The organism is Pseudomonas helvetica (assembly GCF_039908645.1).
Classification (GTDB): domain Bacteria; phylum Pseudomonadota; class Gammaproteobacteria; order Pseudomonadales; family Pseudomonadaceae; genus Aquipseudomonas; species Aquipseudomonas helvetica.
The window spans coordinates 1826952-1851554 of sequence record NZ_CP150917.1 but is presented as its reverse complement, the minus strand read 5'-3'; the positions used below and the strand labels follow the sequence as shown (position 1 = coordinate 1851554).

Here is a 24603-nt window from a genome sequence, read left to right as displayed (position 1 = left end):
AAAGAGGCAAAAAAAAAACGCCAACCCGAGGGTTGGCGTTTTTTATGGAGCGCTTACCGATTATTCCGGCTTGCGACGACCAAAGCCAGGACGCTGACCGGAACCGGCCGGTGCGCCGCGACGCTTGCCCGATGGCGCATCACGGTCGACCAGGACGATGCCCGGACGCTTTTTCGGCGCAGGCTTGGCCGGGCGCTTGGTGTCGGACGGACGGTCTGCCACTGGCGTACCGCGACCCGACTCACCACGACCTGCCGGCGCACCGCGATCGCTGCGACCACCGGACGGAGCACCGCGGCCTTCGCCACGTTCAGTGCGACCGTTGGCCGGACGCGGAGTGCGTGGACCGCGCTCGCCGTCCTGACGTGGTGCCGGCTTGCGAGCCGGACGCTCGCCTTCAATCTGCGGCTCGCGCGCTGGACGCGGACCAGCAGCCGCTGGAGCACCAGTCGCTGGACGCAGGGTCCGCACGCGCTCGCTCTTGCCGACCGGGCGCGACGACTTGCGCTGCATACGCTCAAGCTTGTCTTTGCTCTTGGCGTTCATTTGCGGCATAGCCACCGGGGTCAAACCGACTTCAGCACTCAGTACGTCGACTTCGTACTGGCTCATTTCGCGCCAGCGGCCCATCGGCAGGTCAGAGTTGAGGAACACCGGACCGAAACGCACGCGCTTCAGACGGCTGACCACCAGCCCCTGGGATTCCCACAGACGTCGAACTTCACGGTTACGACCTTCCATCACCACGCAGTGGTACCAGTGGTTGAAACCTTCGCCACCTGGAGCCTGCTTGATGTCGGTGAACTTCGCCGGGCCGTCTTCGAGAACGACGCCAGCCTTCAGACGCTCGATCATTTCGTCGTCGACTTCACCACGAACACGTACCGCGTACTCACGGTCCATTTCGTAGGATGGGTGCATCAGGCGGTTGGCCAGTTCACCGTCGGTGGTGAACATCAGCAAACCGGTGGTGTTGATGTCCAGACGACCGATGTTGATCCAGCGGCCTTCTTTGGGTTTCGGCATTTTGTCGAACACGGTCGGACGGCCTTCCGGGTCGTCACGGGTGCAGATTTCGCCGTCGGGTTTGTTGTACATGATCACGCGGCGGACCGATTCGGCCGCTTCTTCACGCTTGATCACCTTGCCATCGATGGTGATGGCGTCGTGCAGGTCGACTCGCAGGCCAAGGGTGGCATCTTTGCCGTTGACCTTGATCCGGCCATGACTGATCCAGGCTTCTACGTCGCGGCGCGAGCCGACACCGATACGGGCGAGGACTTTCTGCAGTTTTTCGCCTGCTGGGCCGATTTCCTGGTCGTCTTTCTGGTCGTTGATACTCATCTGGGCACCTCCCGGTGTGGTCTGTTCAGGCATGGCCTGAAGATTTGAAATCTGGTCTTTGGGCGAAAGGATCGCCGAAGGGTCGCGAATCATACGCGCATGACGCCGCTCGCGCATCAGAGACTAGCGGATAAACGGTCAGTTAATTGTTTTTCCGCCGACCGGTGGTGCGCAAGGATCTTTGGGCGCCCCTCAATCCTAAAACTGACGGCGTTCGTTCTCGATCGCTTCGGCGAGGGCCTGGGCTTCGGCTTCTTCGTCGCTCAGCTCGGGTTCGGGTTCGGGTTTGGACTGCTCCAACGCGGCGACGGCGGCGAGCAGTTTCTCCCGAGCTTCGGCAACGCCGAGGATGTCGTCTTCAGCCTCCTCCTCAACTTCTTCAGTTTCGGCCTCGGCTTCAACCTGGTGCTCGGTCTCTACCGCCACTTCGACGGGCGCATCAACGGGCGATTGCGGCTCGCTGTCGCTGACCGCGCCGTCACGCAGCAAGTCGTCGAAGTCGGTCTTGATCCCCTCTTCCATCGAGTCCAGTTCGAGCAGCAAGGTATGGAAACTGGTCTCGTCTTTCGGTTCTTCCGGCTCGGCGCTGGCATCGGCCAGTTCTTGCAGGCCCTGCGGCACCGGTGCGTCGTCGAACTCGAGCATCGGCTCGGGTTCCAGCTCGCGCAGTTCGGCCAGCGGTGGCAGGTCGTCGAGGTTCTTCAGGTTGAAATGATCGAGGAACGCCTTGGTGGTGGCGAACATCGCCGGCTTGCCCGGTACGTCGCGATAACCGACGATCCTGATCCACTCACGCTCCAGCAGGGTCTTGACGATGTGGCTGTTGACCGCCACGCCGCGCACATCCTCGATCTCGCCACGGGTGATCGGCTGACGATAGGCGATCAACGCCATGGTCTCCAGCATCGCCCGGGAATAGCGCTGCGGGCGCTCTTCCCACAGACGTCCGACCCAGGGCGCGAACTTCTCGCGAATTTGCAGACGGTAGCCCGAGGCGACTTCCTTCAGCTCAAAAGCCCGACCGTCGCAGGATTTCGCGAGAATCGCCAAGGCCTTCTTGAAGACCGGCGGCTCCGGGCGCTCGCCCTCCTCGAAGAGTTCGTACAGACGCTCCATCGACTGCGGCTTTCCCGAGGCCAACAGAAAGGCTTCAAGCAGTGGCGCCAGCTCGCGGGGTTCACTCAGATTCATTGATTTTGCTCGTTATTCGGCTCGCGCCCGCACATGGATAGCCGCAAACGGCTCATTCTGCACCAGCTCGACCAAGGATTCCTTGACCAGTTCGAGGATCGCCATAAAGGTCACGACCACACCCAAGCGTCCTTCTTCGGCGGTGAACAGCTCGACAAAAGGCACAAAACCGCCGCCCTTGAGCCGTTCCAGCACATCGCTCATGCGCTCGCGCGTTGACAACGCCTCGCGGCTGACCTGATGGCTTTCGAACATATCGCCACGGCGCAGCACTTCGGCCATGGACATCAGCAACTCTTCCAGACTCACGTCCGGCAGCAATTTGCGCGCCATCGCCTGCGGGGCATCGAGCTTGGGCACCACCACATCGCGGCCGACCCGGCTCAGGCCGTCGATGCCTTCAGCCGCGGCCTTGAAGCGTTCGTACTCCTGCAAGCGCCGGATCAGCTCGGCACGCGGATCGTCTTCTTCCTCTTCGATCTCGGCCGAGCGCGGCAGCAGCATCCGCGACTTGATCTCGGCGAGCATCGCCGCCATCACCAGATACTCGGCAGCCAGTTCCAGGCGCACCGACTGCATCAACTCGACATAGCCCATGTACTGCCGGGTAATTTCCGCCACCGGAATGTCGAGGATATTGATGTTCTGCTTGCGGATCAGGTACAGCAGCAAGTCGAGCGGGCCTTCGAAGGCTTCAAGGAAGACTTCCAGCGCGTCCGGCGGAATGTACAGGTCCAGCGGCATTTCCATGACCGCCTGGCCATAGACCATGGCGAACGGCAGCTCTTGCTGTGCCCCGGCCTGGCTATCGACGGGCTCTACTGCGGACATCTAGGCCTCAACCGTAAACGGTGCAGGGTCACCGCAACCGACGCGAATCACTTCTGGCTCGCCATCGGCCAGGTTGATCACCGTGGAGGCTTTGATACCGCCAAAACCGCCGTCGATGATCAGGTCGACCTGATGCTCAAGCAACTGGCGCATTTCATACGGATCGCTCAACGGGTCGGTGTCGCCGGGCATGATCAGGGTCACGCTCATCAGCGGCTCACCCAGCTCTGCGAGCAGCGCCAGGGCAATCGGATGGCTCGGCACCCGCAGTCCGATGGTGCGCTTCTTCGGGTGCAGCAGCAGACGCGGCACTTCGCGAGTGGCGTTGAGAATAAACGTGTACGGCCCCGGCAAGTGGGCCTTGAGCAAGCGGAAGGTGCCGGTGTCGATCTTGGCGAACAGCCCCAGCTGTGACAGGTCGCTGCAAATCAGCGCGAAATTGTGCTTTTCATCCAGCTGACGTAGCCGACGCACGCGCTCCACAGCATTCTTGTCACCGATCTGGCAACCAATGGCGTAGGACGAGTCAGTAGGATAAATCACTACCCCGCCATTGCGGATGATCTCGACAGCCTGTTTGATCAGGCGCGCTTGCGGGTTTTCCGGATGAATCTGGAAAAATTGACTCACATTGTCTACCTGTTCAGACGGCAATAACGGCTGGGTCATGTTTGAACCGACACCAAAGTGGTGGCAGGTCCTCCGGGAGTGGGCGGTACTCGCCGATCTCGGACCAGCCTCCGGGTCCATGGAAATCACTGCCGGCACTGACCAGCAGACCGAACTCACGCGCAAGAATAGCCAGGCTGCCGACCTGCTCGGCCGGCTGATGGCCATTGACCACCTCGATTGCGTGGCCGCCTGCTTGAATATAGTCGGCAATCAGGCGACGGCGTTTGCTGCGGGTGAAATCATAGTGCCAAGGATGCGCCAGGCTCACCCAGGCCCCGGCAGCGCGCAGGGTTTCGACGGTTTCTTCCAGGGTCGGCCAGTGCTGCTTGACGTCCCCCAGCTTGCCGGCGCCCAGCCACTTGCGGAAGGCTTCGGCACGGTCCTTGACGAAGCCTGCACGGACTAAATAGTCGGCAAAGTGCGGTCGGGCCGGCGCATTACCGCTGTCACCAAGCTCCTGCTGGATAGCCCGCGCGCCTTCCAGCGCGCCCGGCATGCCCTTGAGTTCGAGCTTGCGGCTGATTTCTTCGGACCTCAGCCAGCGCCCGTCACGCAATTTGGCAATCGCCTCGACCAGCGCCGGGGCATTGACGTCGAACCCGTAACCGAGCACATGGATGGTCGCGCCCCCCCAGGTACAGGACAATTCGACGCCGTTGATCAGTTGCATCCCCAACGCAACCGCAGCGCTGCGGGCCTCGTCGAGGCCTTCAAGGGTGTCGTGATCGGTCAAGGCCAGGACTCGCACGCCTTTCTCGAACGCACGCGCAACCAGTACCGCAGGCGCCAGGGCGCCATCGGAGGCCGTGCTATGGCAGTGCAAATCAACATTCACAGGACTGTGTAACCTCAAATCAGCTGGCGCTTTCGCGACTCAATATGTTTGTTATTATGCCGCCACATCCTGCTTCTGGCTGCCACTGTGAAACAATTCATCGACTTCATCCCGCTTCTGCTGTTTTTCATCGTCTTCAAAATCGATCCACGGGTCGTCGACATCGCCGGTTATCCACTGACCGTAGGCGGCATTTACAGCGCCACTGCGATGCTGATCACCAGCTCCCTGGTGGTCTACGGCACGCTGTTCATCAAGCAGCGCAAGCTGGAAAAGAGCCAGTGGCTGACCCTGATCGCCTGCCTGGTCTTCGGTAGCCTGACCCTGGCGTTCCACAGCGAAACCTTCCTTAAATGGAAAGCGCCGGTGGTCAACTGGCTGTTCGCCCTGGCCTTTATCGGCAGCCACTTCATCGGCGAGCAGTTGCTGATCAAACGCATCATGGGCCATGCGCTGACCCTGCCGGACCTGGTCTGGAGCCGTTTGAACATCGCCTGGATCGGCTTTTTCCTGTTTTGTGGCGCGGCCAACCTGTTCGTTGCGTTCACCTTCCAGAACTATTGGGTCGACTTCAAAGTCTTCGGCAGCCTGGGCATGACCCTGCTGTTCCTGGTCGGCCAGGGCATTTACCTGTCCCGCCACCTGCACGACGCCGACACTTCTACGCCAAAAACCGAGGACTGACATGCTTTACGCAATCATTGCTACAGACGTCGCCAACTCCCTGGAAAACCGCCTGGCTGCGCGCCCTGCCCACATCGAGCGGCTGCAACAGCTCAAGGCCGAGGGCCGCGTGGTCCTGGCTGGTCCGCACCCTGCCATCGACAGCAATGATCCGGGCGCAGCAGGTTTCACCGGCAGCCTGATCGTTGCCGAGTTCACCTCCCTGGAAGCCGCCAAGGCCTGGGCCGACGCCGATCCGTATATCGCCGCAGGCGTCTACGCCAATGTTCTGGTCAAACCGTTCAAGCAAGTCCTGCCATAACCCGGCCTCTGCGCGATGAACCTTCGGTTCATCGCGTGTTCAATTGCTCATTATTCTCGTTCCACGGCCGACAACCTGCCCAACACTCGATTGGAATCAGGAGTTTCGATGCGCCAAGGTCCGCTGTGTCTGCTGTTGGTCACGTTATCGATCGGGGCCTTCGCCCATGCCGAAGAGCATTCGGACTCAGGCTATTCAACGCCTCTGTCGTTAAGCGCCGGAAGCCAGATCACCGAATTGCAGCAGCGCTTGAAAGAGAGCGAGCGGCAACGAGAAGAGCTGAACAAACAACTGCAAAACGCCGATAACGAACGCGAAAGCGCCTTGCTGGGCCGGTTACGCCAAGAGAATCAGCGCCTCAAGCTGCAACTCAAGGAAGCCCAGGCAAACCCGCTGCCGCGCCTGCTGACCGATCAACAGCAGTGGTTCGTCACTGGCGCCGGAGTAGCGCTATTGGCCCTGCTCTGCGGTATCTTCGCCAGTGGTGGACGTAGAACACGTCGGCAATGGCTAAATTGAGTGAGTCATGAGCGAGCTGTTACTAATTGATGATGACCAGGAGCTGTGTGAGCTCCTGAGCAGTTGGCTGAGCCAGGAAGGTTTTGTCGTGCACGCTTGCCACGACGGTCTGAGTGCGCGCCGCGCCTTGGCCGAGTCTGCGCCGGCAGCAGTGGTGCTGGATGTGATGCTGCCCGACGGCAGCGGTCTGGAGCTGCTCAAGCAGTTGCGCAACGACCACCCGGACCTGCCGGTGCTGATGCTCTCGGCCCGTGGCGAGCCGCTGGACCGGATCCTCGGGCTGGAACTGGGCGCCGACGATTACCTGGCCAAGCCTTGTGATCCCCGAGAACTGACCGCGCGCCTGCGTGCGGTGCTGCGACGCAGCCATCCGGCAGCGGTGTCCAGCCAGATGGAACTCGGCGACCTGTGCTTCAGCCCGGTCCGCGGCGTGGTCAGCATCGACGACCAGGAATTCACCCTGACCGTCTCGGAAAGTCGCCTGCTCGAAGCCCTGCTCAAGCAACCCGGCGAACCGCTGGACAAGCAGGAGCTGGCGCAGATCGCCCTGGGGCGCAAGCTGACCCTGTACGACCGCAGCCTGGACATGCACGTCAGCAACCTGCGCAAAAAGATCGGCCCGCACCCCGACGGTCGCCCGCGCATCGTTGCCCTGCGCAGCCGTGGTTATTACTACAGCCTCTGAACCGTCTTTACCCAAGCTTTACGCTCTGCTGACCGCCGCTGACCTTGATCTCCGTATTCTGTACTCATCCGGAACACACCGGGAACGAGACAAGGAGACACACCATGCGCAAGACCCTTATCGCTTTGATGTTCGCCGCTGCACTGCCAACCATTGCCATGGCTGCACCAGAAGGCCCAGGCCCGATGGGCCCAATGGAAGGCCACGGCTACAGCGAGCACATGCATGGCGGCAAAGGCATGTACAGAGAGTTGAACCTCAGCCACGAACAACGCGAGCAGATTCGCAAATTGATCGGCGAGCAGATGCATGCACGTAAAGAGTTGGTCGAGCAGTACCTGCAAAAACTCTCGCCAGCCGATCAGCAGGCCATGAAAGACCAAATGGCGGCCGGCAGCCAGAAAACCGAGAAGGACATTCGTGCCCTTCTCAAGCCGGACCAACAGCAGAAGTTCGATGCGATCCAAAAGAAGCAGGCCGAACGCAAAGCCGAATGGGAGCAGTTCCAGGCCTGGAAAGCCCAACAACCGCAAAAAACGCAATAATGCTCTAGCGTTTCTCCCCAGCCCAATGGTCAATCGCCATTGGGCTTTCTTTGTTTGAGGACTTACCGTGCGTTCATTGTTCTGGCGCATCCTTGCCAGTTTCTGGCTGGCCATCGCTCTGGTTGCAGGGTTGTCGATCCTGCTCGGGCACATGTTGAACCAGGACGCCTGGATTCTCAGTCGCCACCCGGGCCTCAATACCCTGGCGCAAGAGTGGACGCAGCTCTACGAAGAAAAAGGCGAGGACGCGGCACAAGCCTTGCTCGAACAACGCAAACGGCGTTACCACATCGATGTTCAGGTACTGAACGAAGGTGGTGACCCGGTGGTGCGCGGGACCTTTCCTCGCCGCGCGGCAGCCCTGGAAGCACGGCAAAACGACAACCCCGACGACAGCGGCCGTCACCTGCCCTGGCGGCGTCTGACCGTCGAGTACACCAGCCCGAAAAGCGCCGAAACCTACTTGCTGATCTACCGTATTCCGCATCCAGAGCTCAACGCCTGGCACCGCAACAGCCTGCTTTGGCCCTTCAGTGCGCTGGCGATTGCCTTGGTGGTGCTGACACTGTTCAGCCTGCTGGTGACGCTGTCCATCACCCGCCCGCTGAGCCGTTTGCGCGGCGCGGTGCACGATCTCGGTCAGACGACCTATCAGCAAAACAGCCTGGCGCGGCTGGCCAACCGGCGTGACGAGTTTGGCGTGCTGGCCAACGACTTCAACCGCATGGGCGCACGCCTGCAAAGCCTGATCGGCAGCCAGCGGCAACTGCTGCGCGACGTGTCTCACGAACTGCGCTCACCCTTGGCCCGGTTGCGCATCGCCCTGGCGCTTGCGGAACGGGCCGGTCCCGAAGAACGCGGAAAACTCTGGCCACGATTGACCCGCGAATGTGATCGTCTGGAAGCACTGATCAGTGAAATCCTGGTGCTGGCACGGGTCGACGCCGACAACGCAAGTGCCGAAGCGGTCGACCTCAACGCGCTACTCAATACTGTGCAAAAAGACGCTCAGCTTGGCGCGCCAGAGCAAAGCATCCGTATCGAAGCCGAACGGCAATTAAGCCTCAAGGGCTGGCCGACCATGATCGAGCGGGCGCTGGACAACCTGTTGCGCAACGCCCAGCGCTTCAATCCGGCAGGACAACCGATTGAAGTGCTGGCATTGCGTCAGGGAGATCGGATTGTGATCAGCGTGCGCGACCACGGCCCCGGTGTAGAAGCCGAGCATTTGAAGCAATTGGGCGAGCCGTTTTTTCGGGCACCCGGCCAGACCGCCCCCGGACATGGCCTGGGATTGGCCATCGCCCGTCGAGCGGCAGAGCGCCACGGCGGCAGCCTGATTCTGGCCAATCGCCCGGAAGGTGGATTCATTGCCAGCCTGGAGCTGCCATTAGAGCCCGGTATCGCACCGTAACGATCATCCCCACGCTCCCGCGTGGGGACGATCATGTTCAGGGCTTGGCAGGCCAGGCGCTGACAAACTCGGCGAGATCGACTTTCCCGGCCACCCGCGGTTCGTTCTGCGGTGTGCCCAGGTAAAGGAACGCAATCACTTCTTCACCTTCGGCCAGGCCCAACCCCTGGGCCACATGCGCCGAATAGACCAGCTCACCGGTACGCCACACCGCGCCGATCCCCTGAGCGTAAGCCGCCAGCAAGATAGCGTGGGCCGCACAACCTGCCGCCAGCAACTGCTCGGACTTTGGCACTTTGACGTGGTCTTGAACGTGCGCCACCACAACGACGACCAACGGCGCACGCAGCGGGCCATTGCGCGCCTTGTCCACCAGGGCCTGAGGCACATCGGCGTCTTGCAGGCGTGCAGCCTCAGCCAGTATCTCGCCCAATTGCTCGCGCGCCGCGCCTTCGACCGTCAGAAAACGCCACGGCTGCAAATGCCCGTGATCCGGCGCGCGCATGGCCGCGCAAAACAACACTTCCCGTTGTGCTGCGGTGGGCGCCGGGTCGAGCAAACGCGGAACGGATACACGGTTGAGCAAAGCGTCGAGAGCCTGCATCGGCCACCTCCTGAAAAAAATGTCTGGCTATTCTAGCGGCAACTGCCGCCGGGATGCCGGTTTACATGCCCTGCCTCGCAGGTAGAATGGCGCCCTTCCCTATCAGCCCGAGCGGACTTCATGGCGTTGCCGACCTTACGGATCATTGGTTTCATCATCGGCATCTTCCTGATCACCCTGGCCATCAGCATGGTTGTGCCGATGGCAACCCTGCTGATTTACGACCGCACCAGCGACCTGCCGTCGTTCCTCTGGGCCAGCATGATTACCTTTCTCGCCGGCCTGGCGCTGGTCATCCCCGGGCGACCAGAGCATATACACCTGCGCCCGCGGGACATGTACCTGCTCACGGTGTCGAGCTGGGTGGTGGTCTGCATATTCGCCGCCTTGCCATTTCTGCTAACCCAGCACATCAGCTACACCGACTCGTTTTTCGAAAGCATGTCAGGCATCACCGCCACCGGTTCTACTGTGCTCAGCGGCCTGGACAGCATGTCTCCGGGAATCCTGATGTGGCGTTCGTTGCTGCACTGGCTCGGCGGTATCGGCTTTATCGGCATGGCGGTCGCGATTCTGCCACTGCTACGCATCGGCGGCATGCGGCTGTTTCAGACCGAGTCGTCGGACCGTTCCGAAAAGGTCATGCCGCGTTCGCACATGGTGGCCCGGCTGATCGTCGCCGCCTACGTCGGCATCACCATCCTCGGCAGCCTGGCGTTCTGGTGGGCGGGCATGAGCCCGTTCGATGCCGTCAACCATGCGATGTCGGCAATATCCACTGGCGGCTTCTCCACCTCCGACCAGTCCCTGGCCAAGTGGACGCAACCGGCTGTGCACTGGGTCGCGGTGGTGATCATGATTCTCGGCAGCCTGCCATTTACCTTGTACGTGGCGACCTTGCGCGGCAATCGACGGGCGCTGATCAAGGATCAGCAAGTGCAGGGGTTACTCGGCATGCTGCTGGTGACCTGGCTGGTACTCGGCACCTGGTACTGGTGGACCACCGACCTGCATTGGCTGGACGCACTGCGCCACGTTGCGCTGAACGTCACCTCGGTGGTCACCACCACCGGTTTCGCGCTGGGGGACTACAGCTTGTGGGGTACCTTCTCATTGATGCTGTTTTTCTATCTGGGCTTTGTCGGTGGTTGCTCTGGGTCGACCGCTGGCGGGATCAAGATCTTCCGTTTCCAGGTGGCCTTTATCCTGCTCAAGGCTAACCTCAACCAACTGATCCACCCCCGTGCGGTGATCAAGCAGAAGTACAACGGTCATCGTCTCGACGAAGAAATTGTGCGTTCGATCCTGACGTTTTCGTTCTTCTTTGCAATCACCATTTGCGCCATCGCCCTGGCGCTGTCGCTGCTGGGCGTGGACTGGATGACCGCCTTGACCGGTGCCGCCAGTACGGTTTCCGGAGTGGGTCCGGGACTGGGTGAAACCATCGGACCGTCCGGTAACTTCGCCAGCCTGCCCGACGCCGCCAAGTGGATTCTGTCCCTCGGCATGCTGCTCGGGCGACTGGAGATCATTACCGTGTTTGTGCTGTGTATCCCGGCGTTCTGGCGTCACTGAGTTCTTTGGGCGCGTCCATCAACCGCGTCCGGTATTCGCCGGGCGTGGTATCGAACCAGCGCCGAAAAGCCCGAAAGAAATTGCTCGGATCGGCGAACCCCAACAGATAGGCAGTTTCCAGCAGGGTCATGTTCGGTTGCGCCAGGTACTGCTCGGCCAACTCGCGGCGCGTGTCGTCGAGCAGCGTCTGAAAACTCGTGCCCTCTTCCTGCAAGCGTCGCTGCAAGGTGCGCTGGGACAAGTGCAGGGTTTGCGCCACTGTATCGCGCTTGGGCTCGCCTTGCGGCAGTAGGCGACAGAGCACTTGCCGGGCCTTGTGGGTAACCTGGCTTTCAGAAAACCGCGCCAGGTATTCGCCGGCAAACCGGTCGTGCAACAACGCCATCGCCTCGTTGGCAGTCGGCAACGGGGCTTCCATGTCTGCCCGTTCGAAAATCAGCGCGTCATAAGGCGCGCTGAACTCCAGCGGCGCATGAAAGGCAAATTTGTAAGGTTCGAGGTCTTGGGGTTGATCGCCCTGCATCAGCACTTTGCGTGGCTGCAAGGTGCGCCCGGTCAGCCAGCCACACAAGCCCAGCGCACAGGCGAGTGACGCTTCGGCACTTTGTCGGGTGGGCGGCAGGTGGTCGCCATGCACCGTCAAAATCAGTGCATACCCTTCGGGTAACAGGCGAAAACTCAGGTCGGCGCTTTCGGCGATGATCCGCTGATAACGCACCAGGCGCTGAAAACCTTCCGCCAGGGTCTGGCTCGACATCAAGGCATAACCGACCACATGAAACGATGCCGGGCGGACCAACTTGCCCATGTTCAGACCGATTGCCGGGTTGCCGGACAGCTCTACCGCACGCTGCCAGAGTCGCGTCATCGAATCTTGAGGAAAGCGCGCATCCGGATCATTCAGCGCCGCGTAGTCGAGCCCCAGCTGTTTGAACAAGACCCGGCAATCCAGGCCGTCCATCTCCAGTGCCTTGACAATCCCCATCGCCCAGCTTGCAGAAGTCGTTCGTTCGCTCATGGCGTTTTCTTACTTGATGTGCCGCGCATCACGGCCAATTTCAGAAGGATACTAAAGTGGCGCCCAAGGTCACTGGCTGTTGCCACTGATGACTCTAGACTTAAATAAGCTGCCCGCAGAACATCCGCTCGGCAGAACAATAACCACAGAGAATGCAGTCGTGGAAAACATCAAACGTTTCAGCAGCTTCGCCGAGTTTTACCCGTATTACCTCAGCGAACACAGCAACAGTGTCTGCCGACGCCTGCACTTTGTCGGCACCAGCCTGGTGCTTTTCATCCTGGCCTTCGCTATCGGCAAAGGTGCCTGGCTGTTGTTGCTGGCCCTGCCTCTGGCCGGCTACAGCTTCGCCTGGGTCGGACACTTTTTCTTTGAAAAAAACCGGCCAGCGACATTCCAGCATCCGTTTTACAGCCTGCTCGGTGACTTCATCATGTATCGCGACATGATCCTCGGCAAAGTGCCTTTCTAGGCTCGCCGGGCCATCAAGCCGTCCCACTTGGCCAGTGCAGCATTGGATCCAAGCTCTACACTGCACGACGTCCCTTCGTAAACAATAAGAGGATAGCTGATGAATGCGCACGCCCGTTTCACCCACATGAAGGAGGGTACGCAGGAAGACTGGGCGATCATCGCCGCGGACTTCAGTGCCTACGCCAAACAATTGCCGACACGGATTGTGGCGCACCTGAAACTGCTGGAGGGTGATTTTGGCGGTTTCCCGGTCGATCGGCTGACCCACTCACTGCAAACCGCCACCCGCGCCTGGCGCGATGGCCGGGATGAGGAATACGTGGTGTGTGCGCTGCTCCACGACATTGGCGATACCCTTGGCTCCTACAACCACCCGGACATTGCGGCAGCGATCCTCAAGCCATTCGTCAGCCCTGAAAACCTGTGGATGGTCGAAAAGCACGGGATTTTCCAGGGCTACTATTTTTTCCATCACCTGGGCATGGACCGGCACCTGCGCGAGCAGTTTCGCGAACACCCGCAGTACCGGCAAACCCTCGAGTTCTGCGCCAGGTATGACGCGGCAGCCTTTGATCCAGACTACAAGACCCTGCCGCTGAGTTTCTTCGAACCGATGATGGAACGCCTGTTTGCCCGGCCGAAAAACTCGATCTACATGGCAGCGATGGAAGAATACGCACCGGTCTGAAATATCCGCGGACCTGTGGCGAGGGAGCTTGCTCCCGCGGGTCGGTCCGCGCTCGGGCGAAGCGACCCTGATGTCAGCCGCCGCGAGTATTCGGATGGATCGCGATTGCCGGATTACGACCGCTTCGCGGTCGAGCGGGAGCAAGCTCCCTCGCCACAAAAGCTAAACCTGTCGGATCAAGCCGGTTCAGCAACCTTAACGGCCTTGAGTTGTGCCTCGCGCGCCTGCGCATCCGCCAACCGGTACAACTCGATCGTGCCGTCCAAATGCTCGATCAAGGCCGTGCACGACTCCACCCAATCTCCGCAATTGAGGTAATCCACCTCACCGACCTTGCGGATTTCCGCGTGGTGGATGTGCCCGCAAACCACCCCGTGCAGCTCGCGTTTGACACACTCGTGGGCGATGGCCTCTTCGAAATCGCTGATGAAGCTGACCGCGGTTTTGACTTTGTGCTTGAGGTACGCCGACAACGACCAGTAACCGTAGCCGTACCGTGCACGCCAGTGGTTGAGCCAGCGGTTGAGGGTCAGAGTGAGCTCATAGGCCGAGTCGCCGAGAAACGCCAGCCAGCGGTGATAACGCGTGATCACATCGAACTGATCGCCATGAATCACCAACAGGTGCCGGCCATCCGCGGTGACGTGGACCGCCTCGTCCACCAACTGAATATTGCCCAGGATCAGCTTCGAATAACGCCGCAAAAACTCGTCGTGGTTGCCGGTGATATAAATCACCTCGGTGCCGCGCTTGCTCATGGTCAGCAAACGGCGAATGACGTTGGTGTGAGCCTGCGGCCAGTACATGCCGCTGCGCAGCTTCCAGCCATCGATGATGTCGCCGACCAGATAGATCTTGTCAGCCTGATAGCCCTTGAGAAACTGTGACAAATGCTCGGCCTGACAATCCCGGGTGCCGAGGTGCACATCGGAGATCCACAAGGTGCGCACGCGTTGTTTACGGCTGGGTTTTGCACGTTCGGCGCTGGTCATGGGCAACCTCTGCGAGATTTTTCGCAAGCTTGCACCGCAGCGATTAATAGCCCATGACACAAATACGGCAGTCTGATGACAACCCGGACCCAGGCGCGGCCGGTGTAGACTGCGAGTCTGCCCAGGAGACTGCGATGAGACCGATCCTCACGCTACGCCAGTACACCCACGACCTGATCGTCCACAGCCATGACCACGCGCAACTGGTGTTCGGCCTGTCGGGCGCGCTCGACTTCGAGGTCGGCGGTCATGGCAGCCAGGTGGTGCAGCAGAGTTTTGTGGTCGTACCGGCAGGTGCTCATCACGCTTGCGGCAGCCCGAATGGCAGCCGCTGCCTGGTGCTCGATGTGCCGAGCGACCAATGGGTTTCGCAATCATTGGGCGAGCATGCCGAGGCCAGTCGGCGCTTGCTCGACAACCCCGGACGCTTGCCGCTGGATGCCGGGCAAAGCCAGCTGGTGAGCTGGCTGGCGAGCAGCCCGGTCGCAGACCCGCTGATCGCCCAGCAAGGCGCCGTATTGTTGCTCGCCAGCCTCAACAACGCCGCGCCAAGCAGCATCGCCGGGCGCCGCTTGCCTTACGCCGCGCTCAACGCGCACATCGACCAATACGCCGCCTATCCGCTGCAAGTCGCCGATCTGGCGCGTATCGCCGGGCTGTCCAGCGCACGTCTGCACGCACGCTTTGTCGCTGAATGCGGACAGACGCCGATGGATTACATCCGCAGTCGCCGCCTGCATATCGCGGTGAAGTTGCTCCGTGAATCCGCGCTGCCCATCGGCGAAGTCGCCTGCCGTGTCGGTTATGGCTCCCAGAGCGCCTTCGCCGCAGCGGTGATGCGCGAGTTCGGCGCCTCGCCGGGCGCACTGCGTCGTACGGCGGGCAAGCGCTAGGCTGACGATAAAAAACGCGAGTTTGACGACAGACAGATCAGGCCGTCACGCGGTTCAATGTCGTCATTGCCTCTATGGATTAAGGATTGAAATGACTCCGCGTACCGCCCTTGGCGCCCTGCATATCGGCGCATTGATGTTTGGCCTGACGGGTGTGTTCGGCAAACTCGCCGCGGCCTCCCCTGCCATCATTGTCTTTGGCCGTGCGGCATTCGCGGTGATCGCTCTGGCATTCTTTGCCCGTTTCGCCAGCAGCACTGGCTGGCAGAAACTCGAAGCCGTGGACTGGCGTCGCCTGCTCCTCAGCGGCCTGTTGCTGGCCGGGCATTGGGTGAGTTTTTTCATTGCGGTGAAAGTTGCCGGCGTGGCGATTGCAACCCTGGGCTTTGCCAGTTTTCCGGCGTTCACGGTGATCCTTGAAGGCCTGATCTTCCGCGAGCGAATCCGCGCCAATGAAATCCTCCTGGTGGTGCTGGTGAGCGTCGGCCTGGTGCTGGTTACGCCGGATTTCGACCTCGCCAGCGAAGCCACCAGCGGTCTGCTCTGGGCGGTGGGCTCGGGCCTGCTGTTCGCCTTGCTGTCGCTGACCAACCGTGCCAGCTCCGGGCGTATACCCGCCGTGCAGGCAGCGCTGTGTCAGAACGTAGTGGTCGCCCTCTGCCTGTTGCCGGTGGCAGCACCGGGCTTGAGTGAGGTGCGCGCCATCGACTGGCTGTGGATCGGTCTGCTCGGGGTGTTCTGCACCGGCGTCGCCCACAGCCTGTTCGTGGCTAGCCTGGCGGTGATCAAGGCTCGCACCGCCGCGGTGGTGTTTGCCCTGGAGCCGGTTTACGGCATCACCGTCGCATGGCTGCTGTTCGGTGAGAATCCGACACTGCGGATGTTGATTGGCGGTGCGCTGATCATCATCGCGATTGTGCTGTCCAGCAGTCTGTCTGGCAGCTCAAGCAAGAAAAGCGTGACGGCCGAAGCCGCCTCTCACTGAGTTCTATCGTTGTGTCCGAGATCGCGGTCGGGATCGATCTGATCCCGGACCCGCTGCTTGAGCACCTTGGCTTCCGGGAAGCCGCCATCGGCCTTGCGTTCCCAGATCTGCACCCCGTCGCAGGTAATGAAAAACACCCCGCCAGTTCCCGGCACCAGTGAAACTTTGCCCAGATCATCACTGAAGGTACTGAGCAGCTCCTGGGCCAGCCAGGCGGCGCGCAACAGCCACTGGCATTGCGTGCAGTAAGTGATGACAACTTCCGGTTTGTGCGTGGTCATGGCGTGCTGGACTCCTGAACTCGATGGCGCCGCTATGATAGCCGCCTTTGCCGCTCGATCTACCTGAGCCTTGGGCAGACGTACTGATCGCAGGTATTGCGAAAATTGATGGCTGCGCGACACCTGTAGGAGCACAGCTTGCTGGCGATAGCGATCTCACGGACGCCATCGCTGGCAAGCCATGCTCCTACAGGAGCTCAGCGTATGCTGGCCAACAGGCTGCGGGCGGTTTGCTTCAAGGATTCGTCACTGTCCTTGAGTAACTCGTTCAATAGCGCAATGGCGCTGTCCAGATCACCGTCGTCGATGCAGTTCTGCGCCTCTTCCAGTTTGCCGGGGTGGATCTCTTCGTGCTCAGGCACTGCGAGCCCGCCCGACAACGGCTCAAGTTCCAGAGGCGGCGATGCATCGGCGAAATCGTCGAGAAAGCCATCGTCCAACGGTTCCAGCTGATCCACGGGTTCAGCCATTGCCGCTGTTGTGTCGGACGGACAGGCCAGATCCCAGCTCGAATCCATCGACAAGTCATCCAGATTCAACTGGAACTCATCCTCTACCGAGGCAGCAGGTTCAGCCGTCGTTTCAGCCGTCGACTCAAGAGTCGCCAACGATTGTGCACTGGCCAGTTTCGGCGAACGTGCGCGAATCTGCTCCAGCACCTCGGCACTGTAACCCGCTTCATGCAAACTGTTTTCATGCTCCGAATAAGCTGCGCTGTCGCCCTGCAGTCCCAGCACCTCCAACAGTTTCAGGTTCAAATCGCTGCGCTGCGGCTCTTTGAGCAAGGCTTCGCGCAATAGACTGGCCGCCTCGGCGTAGCGGTCATAGGTCAGGTAGATACCGACGCCCTCAAGCACTTCTGCCCCATGAGCGGTTTCGCGGTTCGCAGGGGGAGACTGCGTCGCAGAAAGCTCAATCGATGGTTTCTGTGCACTATCGGGCGCTCCCCGACTGACCACCGGCTCATGTCGCGGCGCGGGTGCTGATACAGGCTGTACCCGCCGCCGACGGAGCGCAAACAGGCCCAGTAGCAATAGCACGCCAAGCACCAACAGGCCGCCGATCAGCCACAACGCCCAACCACTGCTCGTCTCATCCACAGCGGCTATGGGCACCGGAATTGGCACGACGGGAATGACGGGGGCGGGTAAAGGTTTTTTGGCTTCGGCCAACTCGGTTTGCAGATCGCTGACTTGCTTGCGCTGGCTGGCGATCTGTTCATCCTGGGCTTGTAGCCGGGTGTTCAACTGATCGATCGTTTGTTTCAGTTGCTGGTTTTCCAGGACGCTGGCTGCCAGCGATTCGGAAGTCGGATCGGTAGCCGCAGGCGCCGTGCTCGCTGGAGCAACAGCTGGCGTTTTGGCGGGTGCGGCAGCAGTGGGTTGCTGGCTGATCGCCGGGGCTGGCTCGACATCACTCGCCGGTACGATCCCCGGTGAGCCCGGTGGATCGATCAGCAGCGTGTATTCGCGCAGCAGATGCCCATTGGGCTGGTTCGCCTGCACCAGAAAATTCAGGAACGGTTCATTGACCGGCTTGCTGGACACCACCCGAATCACGCTGCGATTGCCACGCAAAACGACGGTAAAACGCAGGTCGTTGAGAAAAAACACTCGCTCGACACCGGCGCGGGCGAACTCATCCGCCGTCGCCAGGCTGACCGAGAGTTCACCGTCACTCAGGGCACCGGGATCGACCAAGGCGATTTCGGCATTCAACGGCTGGTTCAAGGCTGAGTGCAACGTGATGTCGCCCAACCCCAACGCGGGTGCCAATGCGGAGTAACTCAAGGCACCGGCGACCGACAACAGGCTGACGGAGCGCCGTAACACAGACTGCAAACTCTCGAGCATGAGCATTCCTTAGCTAACCAGAATCAACCTGTGCGCATTCGCACGTCCAGTGTGAACACGTAATTGCCTGGTAGTTCTTATAGTCTGCTCTGCGCCAGTTCTCAAAAGTCTGCGGTGTGGTTATGCCTCAAGATTTTTCCAGATTGGCCAAAATGTGCCCATGGACCCGCATACACACCCGCATATCTTCCTCGTTGACACCCTCGAACAGCTCATGGCGCAACTCGGCGGCAATGGTTTCAATTTGTTCGATCAAGGGACGGGCGGGCGCACACAGCACGATCTTTTTCGCCCGGCGGTCTTCCGCCACCGCCTGACGCTGCACCAGGCCTTGGGTTTCCAGGCTATCGAGCAGGCGCGCCAGTGTCGGTCCTTCAACACCGACGCTTTGTGCCAACTCACGCTGAGTGGGGGCTTCTTCGAAACGCGCCAGGTGCAACAGCACCAGCCAGCGGGCCTGGGACAGGCCAAGACCGGCAAGACGGCGATCCAGTTCGGCGCGCCAGCCGCGAGACATCTGCGCCAACTGCATGCCAAAACGGTGTTGATCGGTTAACGGCATAAAAAACTCATGGTTAGACTGAAATAGGCTGAAACTAATTATTAGTCAGCTAAGCATGGCCCTCGACTCTAGGCAAGGCTCGGTCTGTACTGAATCGTTACATCTTGATCTTCGACACTTAAATTTCAAACTCCGACTGCAATGCCGCTCTCACACAGTACAAAACGCCCTCGGGAACACGACCGGCAAACAACGCGGAAATCTCCGACACCGGCGGCAACTCGCCCTCGCCGTCCAGGAAGGCGTCCTGGACTTCACCCATCAGGTCTTCCGGAAGGTCCAGTGCCTGCTCCAGCGACAGTTGCTGCTTGCCGATGGCCTCGGCGAGCATCGTGTACACGTTCTTTTCCGAACACTGCAACTGACCGGCAATCTGCATCGGCGTCATGCCGGCGCGCGCCAGTGTGATCAATTCGTGACGCAGGTCGGCAACCACTTTCGGCGCCTCGGCCTGGCCGCCCAGCACTTCGAGGAAGGCCTCGCCATAGCGCTCCAGCTTGCGTGCACCGACACCGCTGACCTTGGCCATCTCCGGCAACGAGCTTGGCTGGCTGCGAAGCATTTCGAGCAAGGTCGAATCGGGGAAGATGACGTACGGCGGCACGCCATGCTCTCCGGCGAGCTTGCGGCGCAGGGCGCGCAAAGCTTCCCACTGCTCGCGTTCTTCGCCTCGCACCAACTGGCTGGCCTGGCTGGTGCTGCTGCTTTTCGCGGTGGTTTGCGGTTTGAGGTCGCGGCGCAGCTCCAGGGTCACTTCGCCCTTGAGCAACGGCCGGCAGCTGTCGCTTAAACGCAGGCCGCCGTAGCCTTCCAGATCGATGTCCGCCAGACCGCGCGCCACCAACTGCCGGAAAAGGGAACGCCATTCACCTTCGGCCCGCGCCTTGCCGACACCAAATACCGACAGATGCTGATGGCCGAAGCTGCGGACTTTTTCGTTGTCCTTGCCCAGCAACACGTCCACCAAATGCCCGACGCCATAACGCTGGCCGGTGCGGTAGATCGCCGACAGTGCCTGACGGGCGGGTTCGGTGGCGTCCCAGGTCTGCACACCGTCGACACAGTTGTCGCAATGCCCGCAGGGCTGCGGCATGTCTTCGTCGAAATAGGCCAGCAGCGTCTGACGGCGGCAGCGGGTTTCTTCACACAGCGAGAGCATGGCGTCGAGCTTGTGCTGCTCCAGACGCTTGTGGCGCTCATCGCCTTCGGAGTTCTGCAGCATCTGCTTGAGCATCACCACGTCTTGCAGGCCGTAAGCCATCCAGGCATCTGCCGGCAGACCGTCACGGCCACCCCGACCGGTTTCCTGATAATAGGCCTCAAGGGACTTTGGCAAGTCCAGATGCGCGACAAAGCGCACGTTGGGTTTGTCGATGCCCATGCCGAATGCCACGGTGGCGACCATGATCAGGCCTTCCTCGTTGAGGAAGCGCTTCTGGTGGTGAGCCCGCGTATCGTTGGGCAGGCCGGCATGGTACGGCAGTGCCGGGAAACCTTGCTCGCTGAGGAACACCGCTACTTCGTCGACCTTCTTGCGCGACAGGCAATAGACGATGCCGGCATCGCTGCGCCGTTCAGCCAAAAACGCCAGCAACTGCTTGCGCGGCTGCTCCTTGGGCACGATGCGGTAAAAAATGTTCGGCCGATCGAAACTCGACAGAAAGCGCTCGGCGTTCTGCAGATGCAGGCGCTCGACGATTTCTTCCCGGGTGCGCTTGTCGGCCGTGGCGGTCAGGGCAATGCGCGGGACGTTGGGGAACAGTTCCGCCAACTGGCCCAGTTGCAGGTATTCCCGGCGGAAATCGTGCCCCCATTGGGACACGCAGTGAGCTTCGTCGATGGCAAACAGCGCGATTTCAAGACTTTGCAGGAATGCCAGCATCCGTGGCTGGACCAGGCGCTCAGGTGCCAGGTACAGCATCTTCACTTCGCCGCGCTTGATCCGCGCCGCCAGATCGCGCTGTTGCTCGGCGCTCAAGGTCGAATTGAGCGCCGCCGCGGCCACACCGAGTTCTTCGAGGGTCGCAACCTGATCGTCCATCAAGGCAATCAGCGGTGAAACCACCACCGCCAAGCCATCGCGCAACAGTGCCGGGACCTGGAAGCACAGCGATTTGCCGCCGCCGGTCGGCATCAGCACCAGAGCGTCACCGCCGCTGGCCACGCGCTCAATGATGGCACCCTGACGGCCACGAAAACTGTCGTAGCCGAAGATGTCCTTGAGGACGCGCTGAGCCTGTTCGAGCATGAAAAACTCCAAATGGTGCTGAATATCCCTGTGTGCAGGCTGGATCAAAAAACCACGTTGTCACGGACAGATCCGTAAGCGGATTTGTCCGGGATCGTCGCGACACCTGCAGGGATTTGCAAAACGCGCGAGTATACCCGAGCGATACCGGGCAATGGGGGTCACTGACGAATAGCCTCCCCGCCCAGATCAACAATTCCCTACGGATCGGGATTAGACTGGTCTGGAATGCGGGCAAATCTGCCGTGCGGCTGGCCGGACCGCTCAAGAACGCCTAGAATTGGGCATCGTATATTCCCAAGGTAGTCCTTCAATGTCCTTCGCTGAGCAACTAACCCGCCTGCAAGCCTTCCTCGACGCCGACGAGCTGCATGACGAGGCGCTGGACTATGTGGCCGCCCACGGCTACCTGACGGCGCTGTCGATCTGTTCCGAGACGGTGCCTGATCGTGAGTGGATCGACGCGCTGTTCGCCGAAGAGCCGCATTATCGCGATGACGCCGAGCGTCAGGAAATCGAATCGACCCTGTTGGCCCTCAAGGCTCATATCGCTCGCCAACTGGCGTCCGATGAAGAGTTCGAGCTGCCATGCGACCTGGACCTGGGCGAAGAGCCGGATGATTCCGACCTGCGCGGCTGGTGCATCGGTTTCATGGAAGGCGTATTCCTGCGTGAAGAAGCCTGGTTCGAAACCGCCGAAGACGAAGTCAGCGAAATGCTGCTGCCGATCATGGTCGGTTCCGGCCTGTTCGACGAACAGCCAGAGTTCTCCGACATCGCGGCCGACGCCAACCTGATGGACGACATGATCGTGCAGATCCCGGAAGCCCTGACCGCGCTGTACCTGCTGTGCAACGCGCCAGACGAAAAACCGGCGATCCTCAAGCCTCGTCACCACTAAGTCGTTGCCTGTGGCTGACCCCATAGGCAAACGCCCCCTGATCCTGCGCTACGTGCTGCTGGCCATCGGCTGGCTGAGCGTAGCGTTGGGGGTGATCGGGATCTTCCTGCCTGTACTGCCCACCACCCCTTTCCTGCTGTTGGCGGCCGCCTGTTTCGCCCGCAGTTCGCCGCGCTTTTATCAATGGCTGGTCGAGCATCCACGACTCGGCCCCTGGATTCGCGACTATCTGGACGGCAACGGCATTCCGCTCAAGGGCAAGGTCTACGCCATTGGCCTGATGTGGCTGAGTATCGGCCTGTCCTGCATCCTCGTCCCACTGCCCTGGGCACGCGGCTTCATGCTGACCAGCGCAGTGCTGGTGACGGTGTATATCCTGCGGCAGAAAACCCTGATCAAACCCTGAATACGCCTCGCCACCTAAGCTCAACGATCCCCCCACCCCCGACAATCTGCCCTGCTTCCCGCAAAACAGCGCCTAAACTCCAGGCATCTGCACGTCTGCGGCCAGACATATCCCGTCGTCCAGGAAGGTCAACGCTCCGGAGCGTCTCATGTCGCTACTCAAACAGTTGTTTTTGGCCATCTGCCTATTCTTGCTGGTCGCCTTCAGCGGCAGTTTCTTTGTCAGCCTGGAAAGCTCGCGTGCGCAGATACTCAGCCAATTGCGCTCCCATGCCCAGGACACTGCCACCGCACTGGGGCTGTCGTTGACCACACAGATCGACGACCTGGCGATGATTGAATTGATGGTCAGCTCGGTCTTCGACAGTGGCTACTTTTCCAGTATCCGGGTCATCAATATCGAGGACGAGCGCGTCCTGGTCGAGCGCAATGCGGTCGCCACCACCGAACGCGTACCGGGTTGGTTCGTCGATCTGGTGAACCTGCATCCGCAAGGCGGGGATGCGTTGGTGATGCGTGGTTGGGAGCAAGCCGCGCGCGTTGAAGTGGTGAGCAACCCACAGTTCGTCCTGAGCAAACTGTGGGACAGTACCCTCGGCAGCCTGATCTGGTTACTGCTGTGCGGGTTGCTCAGCGCGATGTTCGGCGGCTGGTTGCTGCGTCGGCAACTGCGCCCGCTCGACGCCATGGTCAAACAGGCCGAAGCCATCAACAAACGCGAGTTTCTCAGCCTGCCGAAGGTGCCCAGAACCCCGGAACTCAAACGCGTGGTGCTGGCGATGAACCAAATGGTCGAAAAGCTCAAAGGGCTGTTTGCCGAAGAAGCTGCACGAAGCGAACAACTGCGCGCCGAGTCGTTTCAGGACAGTCTCACGGGGCTGGCCAACCGCCGTTTGCTCAACGAACAACTCACCGATCAGTTGCTGGTGACCGAGCAGAGCAGCGCCGGACACCTGCTGATGTTGCGGATCAATGACCTGACCGGGCTCAACCAGCGACTGGGTGGCCAGCGCACCGACGCGCTGATCAGCGCCGTGGCTCAGTTACTCAAGCGCCTGACTCAACAGCCGGATCGCCATACCTGGCTGGCCGCACGCAATCGGGGCGGTGAGTTCAGCCTGCTGACCCCAGGCCTGGACAGCAAGGACGCAGCGCGCCTGGCCGCAGAGATCAGCGCCACTCTGGAAAACCTGCGTCTGACCGGCGCCAGCGACTGCATGCCAGTGGCGCATCTGGGAATCGTCGCCTACACACCCGGCGAAGCCTCCACCGACATTCTGCTGCGCCTCGATCAGGCACTGACTCAGGCCCAGCAGCATCCCGAACGGCCGTGGGTGCATCTGCAGCAGTCCGATAACCCACCGAACCATACGCAGCACGACTGGCGCAGCTGGATCGATGACGCCCTGACTCACGGCAAAATGCAGCTGTACTTCCAACCCGTGGTGCAATGCGCCGACACCAGCCAGGTGCTGCACCACAAGGTGCTGGCGCGCCTGCTCGATCCGCAGGGCAAAGCCATTTGCGCCGGGCACTTTCTACCCTGGATAGAACGGCTGGGCTGGTCGGCGCGATTCGACCTGGCAATGCTCGAACACACCCTCGACTACCTTGCCGAACACCCTTGGCCGCTGGCCCTGAGCTTGTCCGGCAGTACCCTGCGCGATGCCGCGCAACGGCGCCTGATCCTCGATATGCTCGACGGCCTGCCCAGCCTCGGCCCCTTGCTGACCCTTGAACTCGACGAACGCCAACTGCCGCTTCCCGAAGAGCTGCGTCAACTGTGCCTGAGCCTGCACGGCACCGGCTACGGGATCGGCCTGCAGCACTTCGGTGGCAGCTTCAGCCAGATCGGCAACCTCACCCAACTCGGTTTGGCCTACCTGAAAATCGACGGCAGCTACATTCGCGCCATCGACCAACAAAGCGACAAGCGCCTGTTCATCGAAGCCATTTTCCGCGCGACCAACAGCATCGATTTGCCGCTGATTGCCGAGCAGATAGAAACGCAGGGGGAACTGGAGGCAATCAGGTCGCTGGGACTGTTCGGCGTCATGGGCCGGCTGATCGGACCGCCAGCGCCGATGTAGGCGATGCTTTGGC

At 60.7% G+C, this 24603-nt stretch carries 26 protein-coding genes; 14 read left to right on the top strand and 12 right to left on the bottom strand.

What is annotated here, in order from left to right:
* Nucleotides 1–60 precede the first annotated feature (60 nt).
* The 5 genes from rluB to AABM55_RS08340 all read right to left on the bottom strand — a co-directional run bounded on the left by rluB (nt 61) and on the right by AABM55_RS08340 (nt 4873).
* Nucleotides 61–1344: a 23S rRNA pseudouridine(2605) synthase RluB gene (rluB, locus tag AABM55_RS08360; RefSeq protein ID WP_054596262.1), complete on the bottom strand. Its 1284-nt coding sequence runs from the start codon at nt 1342–1344 to the stop codon at nt 61–63.
* A 198-nt stretch (nt 1345–1542) separates the two neighbouring features.
* Nucleotides 1543–2535 carry an SMC-Scp complex subunit ScpB gene (gene scpB / locus AABM55_RS08355; protein ID WP_347929308.1) on the bottom strand — a complete coding sequence of 331 codons (993 nt, stop codon included), beginning with the start codon at nt 2533–2535 and terminating at the stop codon, nt 1543–1545.
* A gap of 12 nt (nt 2536–2547) precedes the next feature.
* Complete coding sequence (locus AABM55_RS08350; protein WP_173859978.1) at nt 2548–3246, bottom strand: ScpA family protein; 699 nt, start codon at nt 3244–3246, stop codon at nt 2548–2550.
* A 120-nt stretch (nt 3247–3366) separates the two neighbouring features.
* On the bottom strand, nt 3367–3996 hold the full coding sequence (locus AABM55_RS08345; protein WP_103315681.1) for an L-threonylcarbamoyladenylate synthase: 630 nt from the start codon (nt 3994–3996) through the stop codon (nt 3367–3369).
* Nucleotides 3997–4009: 13 nt separating this feature from the next.
* Nucleotides 4010–4873: a PHP domain-containing protein gene (locus AABM55_RS08340; protein WP_054596259.1), complete on the bottom strand. Its 864-nt coding sequence runs from the start codon at nt 4871–4873 to the stop codon at nt 4010–4012.
* Between the two features lie 87 nt (nt 4874–4960).
* On the opposite strand from AABM55_RS08340, the gene AABM55_RS08335 reads away from it, so the two are divergent.
* From AABM55_RS08335 to AABM55_RS08310, 6 genes are all read left to right on the top strand, one after another.
* Nucleotides 4961–5557: a septation protein A gene (locus tag AABM55_RS08335; protein WP_347929307.1), complete on the top strand. Its 597-nt coding sequence runs from the start codon at nt 4961–4963 to the stop codon at nt 5555–5557.
* A gap of 1 nt (nt 5558) precedes the next feature.
* Nucleotides 5559–5858, top strand: coding sequence for a YciI family protein (locus AABM55_RS08330; RefSeq protein WP_347929306.1), 300 nt, complete (start codon nt 5559–5561; stop codon nt 5856–5858).
* Between the two features lie 108 nt (nt 5859–5966).
* A complete protein-coding gene (locus AABM55_RS08325) occupies nt 5967–6377 on the top strand; it encodes a hypothetical protein (RefSeq protein ID WP_054596256.1) in 411 nt (136 codons plus the stop codon).
* A 7-nt stretch (nt 6378–6384) separates the two neighbouring features.
* Entirely contained in the window at nt 6385–7062 is a 678-nt protein-coding gene (locus AABM55_RS08320; RefSeq protein WP_054596255.1) for a response regulator transcription factor, read from the top strand.
* 104 nt (nt 7063–7166) lie between these two features.
* Nucleotides 7167–7607, top strand: coding sequence for a Spy/CpxP family protein refolding chaperone (locus tag AABM55_RS08315; RefSeq protein WP_347929305.1), 441 nt, complete (start codon nt 7167–7169; stop codon nt 7605–7607).
* Between the two features lie 67 nt (nt 7608–7674).
* Entirely contained in the window at nt 7675–9021 is a 1347-nt protein-coding gene (locus AABM55_RS08310) for a HAMP domain-containing sensor histidine kinase (protein ID WP_347929304.1), read from the top strand.
* 37 nt (nt 9022–9058) lie between these two features.
* Here the strand turns inward: AABM55_RS08310 and AABM55_RS08305 are convergent, their stop codons facing one another.
* Nucleotides 9059–9625 carry an NAD(P)H nitroreductase gene (locus AABM55_RS08305; RefSeq protein WP_347929303.1) on the bottom strand — a complete coding sequence of 189 codons (567 nt, stop codon included), beginning with the start codon at nt 9623–9625 and terminating at the stop codon, nt 9059–9061.
* Nucleotides 9626–9745: 120 nt separating this feature from the next.
* Between AABM55_RS08305 and AABM55_RS08300 the strand changes: the two genes are divergently transcribed.
* On the top strand, nt 9746–11200 hold the full coding sequence (locus AABM55_RS08300; protein ID WP_054596251.1) for a TrkH family potassium uptake protein: 1455 nt from the start codon (nt 9746–9748) through the stop codon (nt 11198–11200).
* On the opposite strand, the gene AABM55_RS08295 is transcribed toward AABM55_RS08300, so the two are convergent.
* Nucleotides 11157–12218, bottom strand: coding sequence for an AraC family transcriptional regulator (locus tag AABM55_RS08295; protein WP_103315573.1), 1062 nt, complete (start codon nt 12216–12218; stop codon nt 11157–11159). The two genes, AABM55_RS08300 and AABM55_RS08295, sit on opposite strands and share 44 nt — an antisense overlap.
* Before the next feature lie 160 nt (nt 12219–12378).
* Here AABM55_RS08295 and AABM55_RS08290 point away from each other — a divergent pair, with 160 nt between their 5' ends.
* Together AABM55_RS08290 and AABM55_RS08285 are read left to right on the top strand one after the other, a co-directional pair.
* Entirely contained in the window at nt 12379–12690 is a 312-nt protein-coding gene (locus AABM55_RS08290; protein ID WP_103315572.1) for a DUF962 domain-containing protein, read from the top strand.
* 99 nt (nt 12691–12789) lie between these two features.
* The gene (locus AABM55_RS08285) at nt 12790–13380 is read left to right on the top strand and encodes an HD domain-containing protein (protein WP_347929302.1); all 591 of its coding nucleotides are present in this window, start codon (nt 12790–12792) and stop codon (nt 13378–13380) included.
* A gap of 176 nt (nt 13381–13556) precedes the next feature.
* Here the strand turns inward: AABM55_RS08285 and AABM55_RS08280 are convergent, their stop codons facing one another.
* On the bottom strand, nt 13557–14372 hold the full coding sequence (locus AABM55_RS08280; RefSeq protein WP_347929301.1) for a UDP-2,3-diacylglucosamine diphosphatase: 816 nt from the start codon (nt 14370–14372) through the stop codon (nt 13557–13559).
* 134 nt (nt 14373–14506) lie between these two features.
* Between AABM55_RS08280 and AABM55_RS08275 the strand changes: the two genes are divergently transcribed.
* The gene (locus tag AABM55_RS08275) at nt 14507–15265 is read left to right on the top strand and encodes an AraC family transcriptional regulator (RefSeq protein ID WP_347929300.1); all 759 of its coding nucleotides are present in this window, start codon (nt 14507–14509) and stop codon (nt 15263–15265) included.
* Nucleotides 15266–15356: 91 nt separating this feature from the next.
* Nucleotides 15357–16250, top strand: a complete 894-nt coding sequence (locus AABM55_RS08270; protein WP_347929299.1) for a DMT family transporter — start codon at nt 15357–15359, stop codon at nt 16248–16250.
* On the opposite strand, the gene AABM55_RS08265 is transcribed toward AABM55_RS08270, so the two are convergent.
* The 4 genes from AABM55_RS08265 to recQ form a co-directional block, all read right to left on the bottom strand.
* The gene (locus AABM55_RS08265; protein WP_054596244.1) at nt 16244–16531 is read right to left on the bottom strand and encodes a SelT/SelW/SelH family protein; all 288 of its coding nucleotides are present in this window, start codon (nt 16529–16531) and stop codon (nt 16244–16246) included. The genes AABM55_RS08270 and AABM55_RS08265 overlap by 7 nt on opposite strands.
* 197 nt (nt 16532–16728) lie before the next feature.
* Nucleotides 16729–18384, bottom strand: coding sequence for a FimV/HubP family polar landmark protein (locus AABM55_RS08260; RefSeq protein ID WP_347929298.1), 1656 nt, complete (start codon nt 18382–18384; stop codon nt 16729–16731).
* Between the two features lie 127 nt (nt 18385–18511).
* The gene (locus AABM55_RS08255; RefSeq protein ID WP_054596242.1) at nt 18512–18946 is read right to left on the bottom strand and encodes a MarR family transcriptional regulator; all 435 of its coding nucleotides are present in this window, start codon (nt 18944–18946) and stop codon (nt 18512–18514) included.
* A gap of 118 nt (nt 18947–19064) precedes the next feature.
* A complete protein-coding gene (gene recQ / locus AABM55_RS08250; RefSeq protein ID WP_054596241.1) occupies nt 19065–21194 on the bottom strand; it encodes a DNA helicase RecQ in 2130 nt (709 codons plus the stop codon).
* A gap of 313 nt (nt 21195–21507) precedes the next feature.
* Between recQ and AABM55_RS08245 the strand changes: the two genes are divergently transcribed.
* From AABM55_RS08245 to lapD, 3 genes are all read left to right on the top strand, one after another.
* Nucleotides 21508–22095, top strand: coding sequence for a YecA family protein (locus tag AABM55_RS08245; RefSeq protein ID WP_019692442.1), 588 nt, complete (start codon nt 21508–21510; stop codon nt 22093–22095).
* A gap of 10 nt (nt 22096–22105) precedes the next feature.
* On the top strand, nt 22106–22501 hold the full coding sequence (locus tag AABM55_RS08240; protein ID WP_347929297.1) for a YbaN family protein: 396 nt from the start codon (nt 22106–22108) through the stop codon (nt 22499–22501).
* A 148-nt stretch (nt 22502–22649) separates the two neighbouring features.
* A complete protein-coding gene (lapD, locus tag AABM55_RS08235) occupies nt 22650–24590 on the top strand; it encodes a cyclic di-GMP receptor LapD (protein WP_347929296.1) in 1941 nt (646 codons plus the stop codon).
* The last annotated feature ends 13 nt before the right edge of the window (nt 24591–24603 follow it).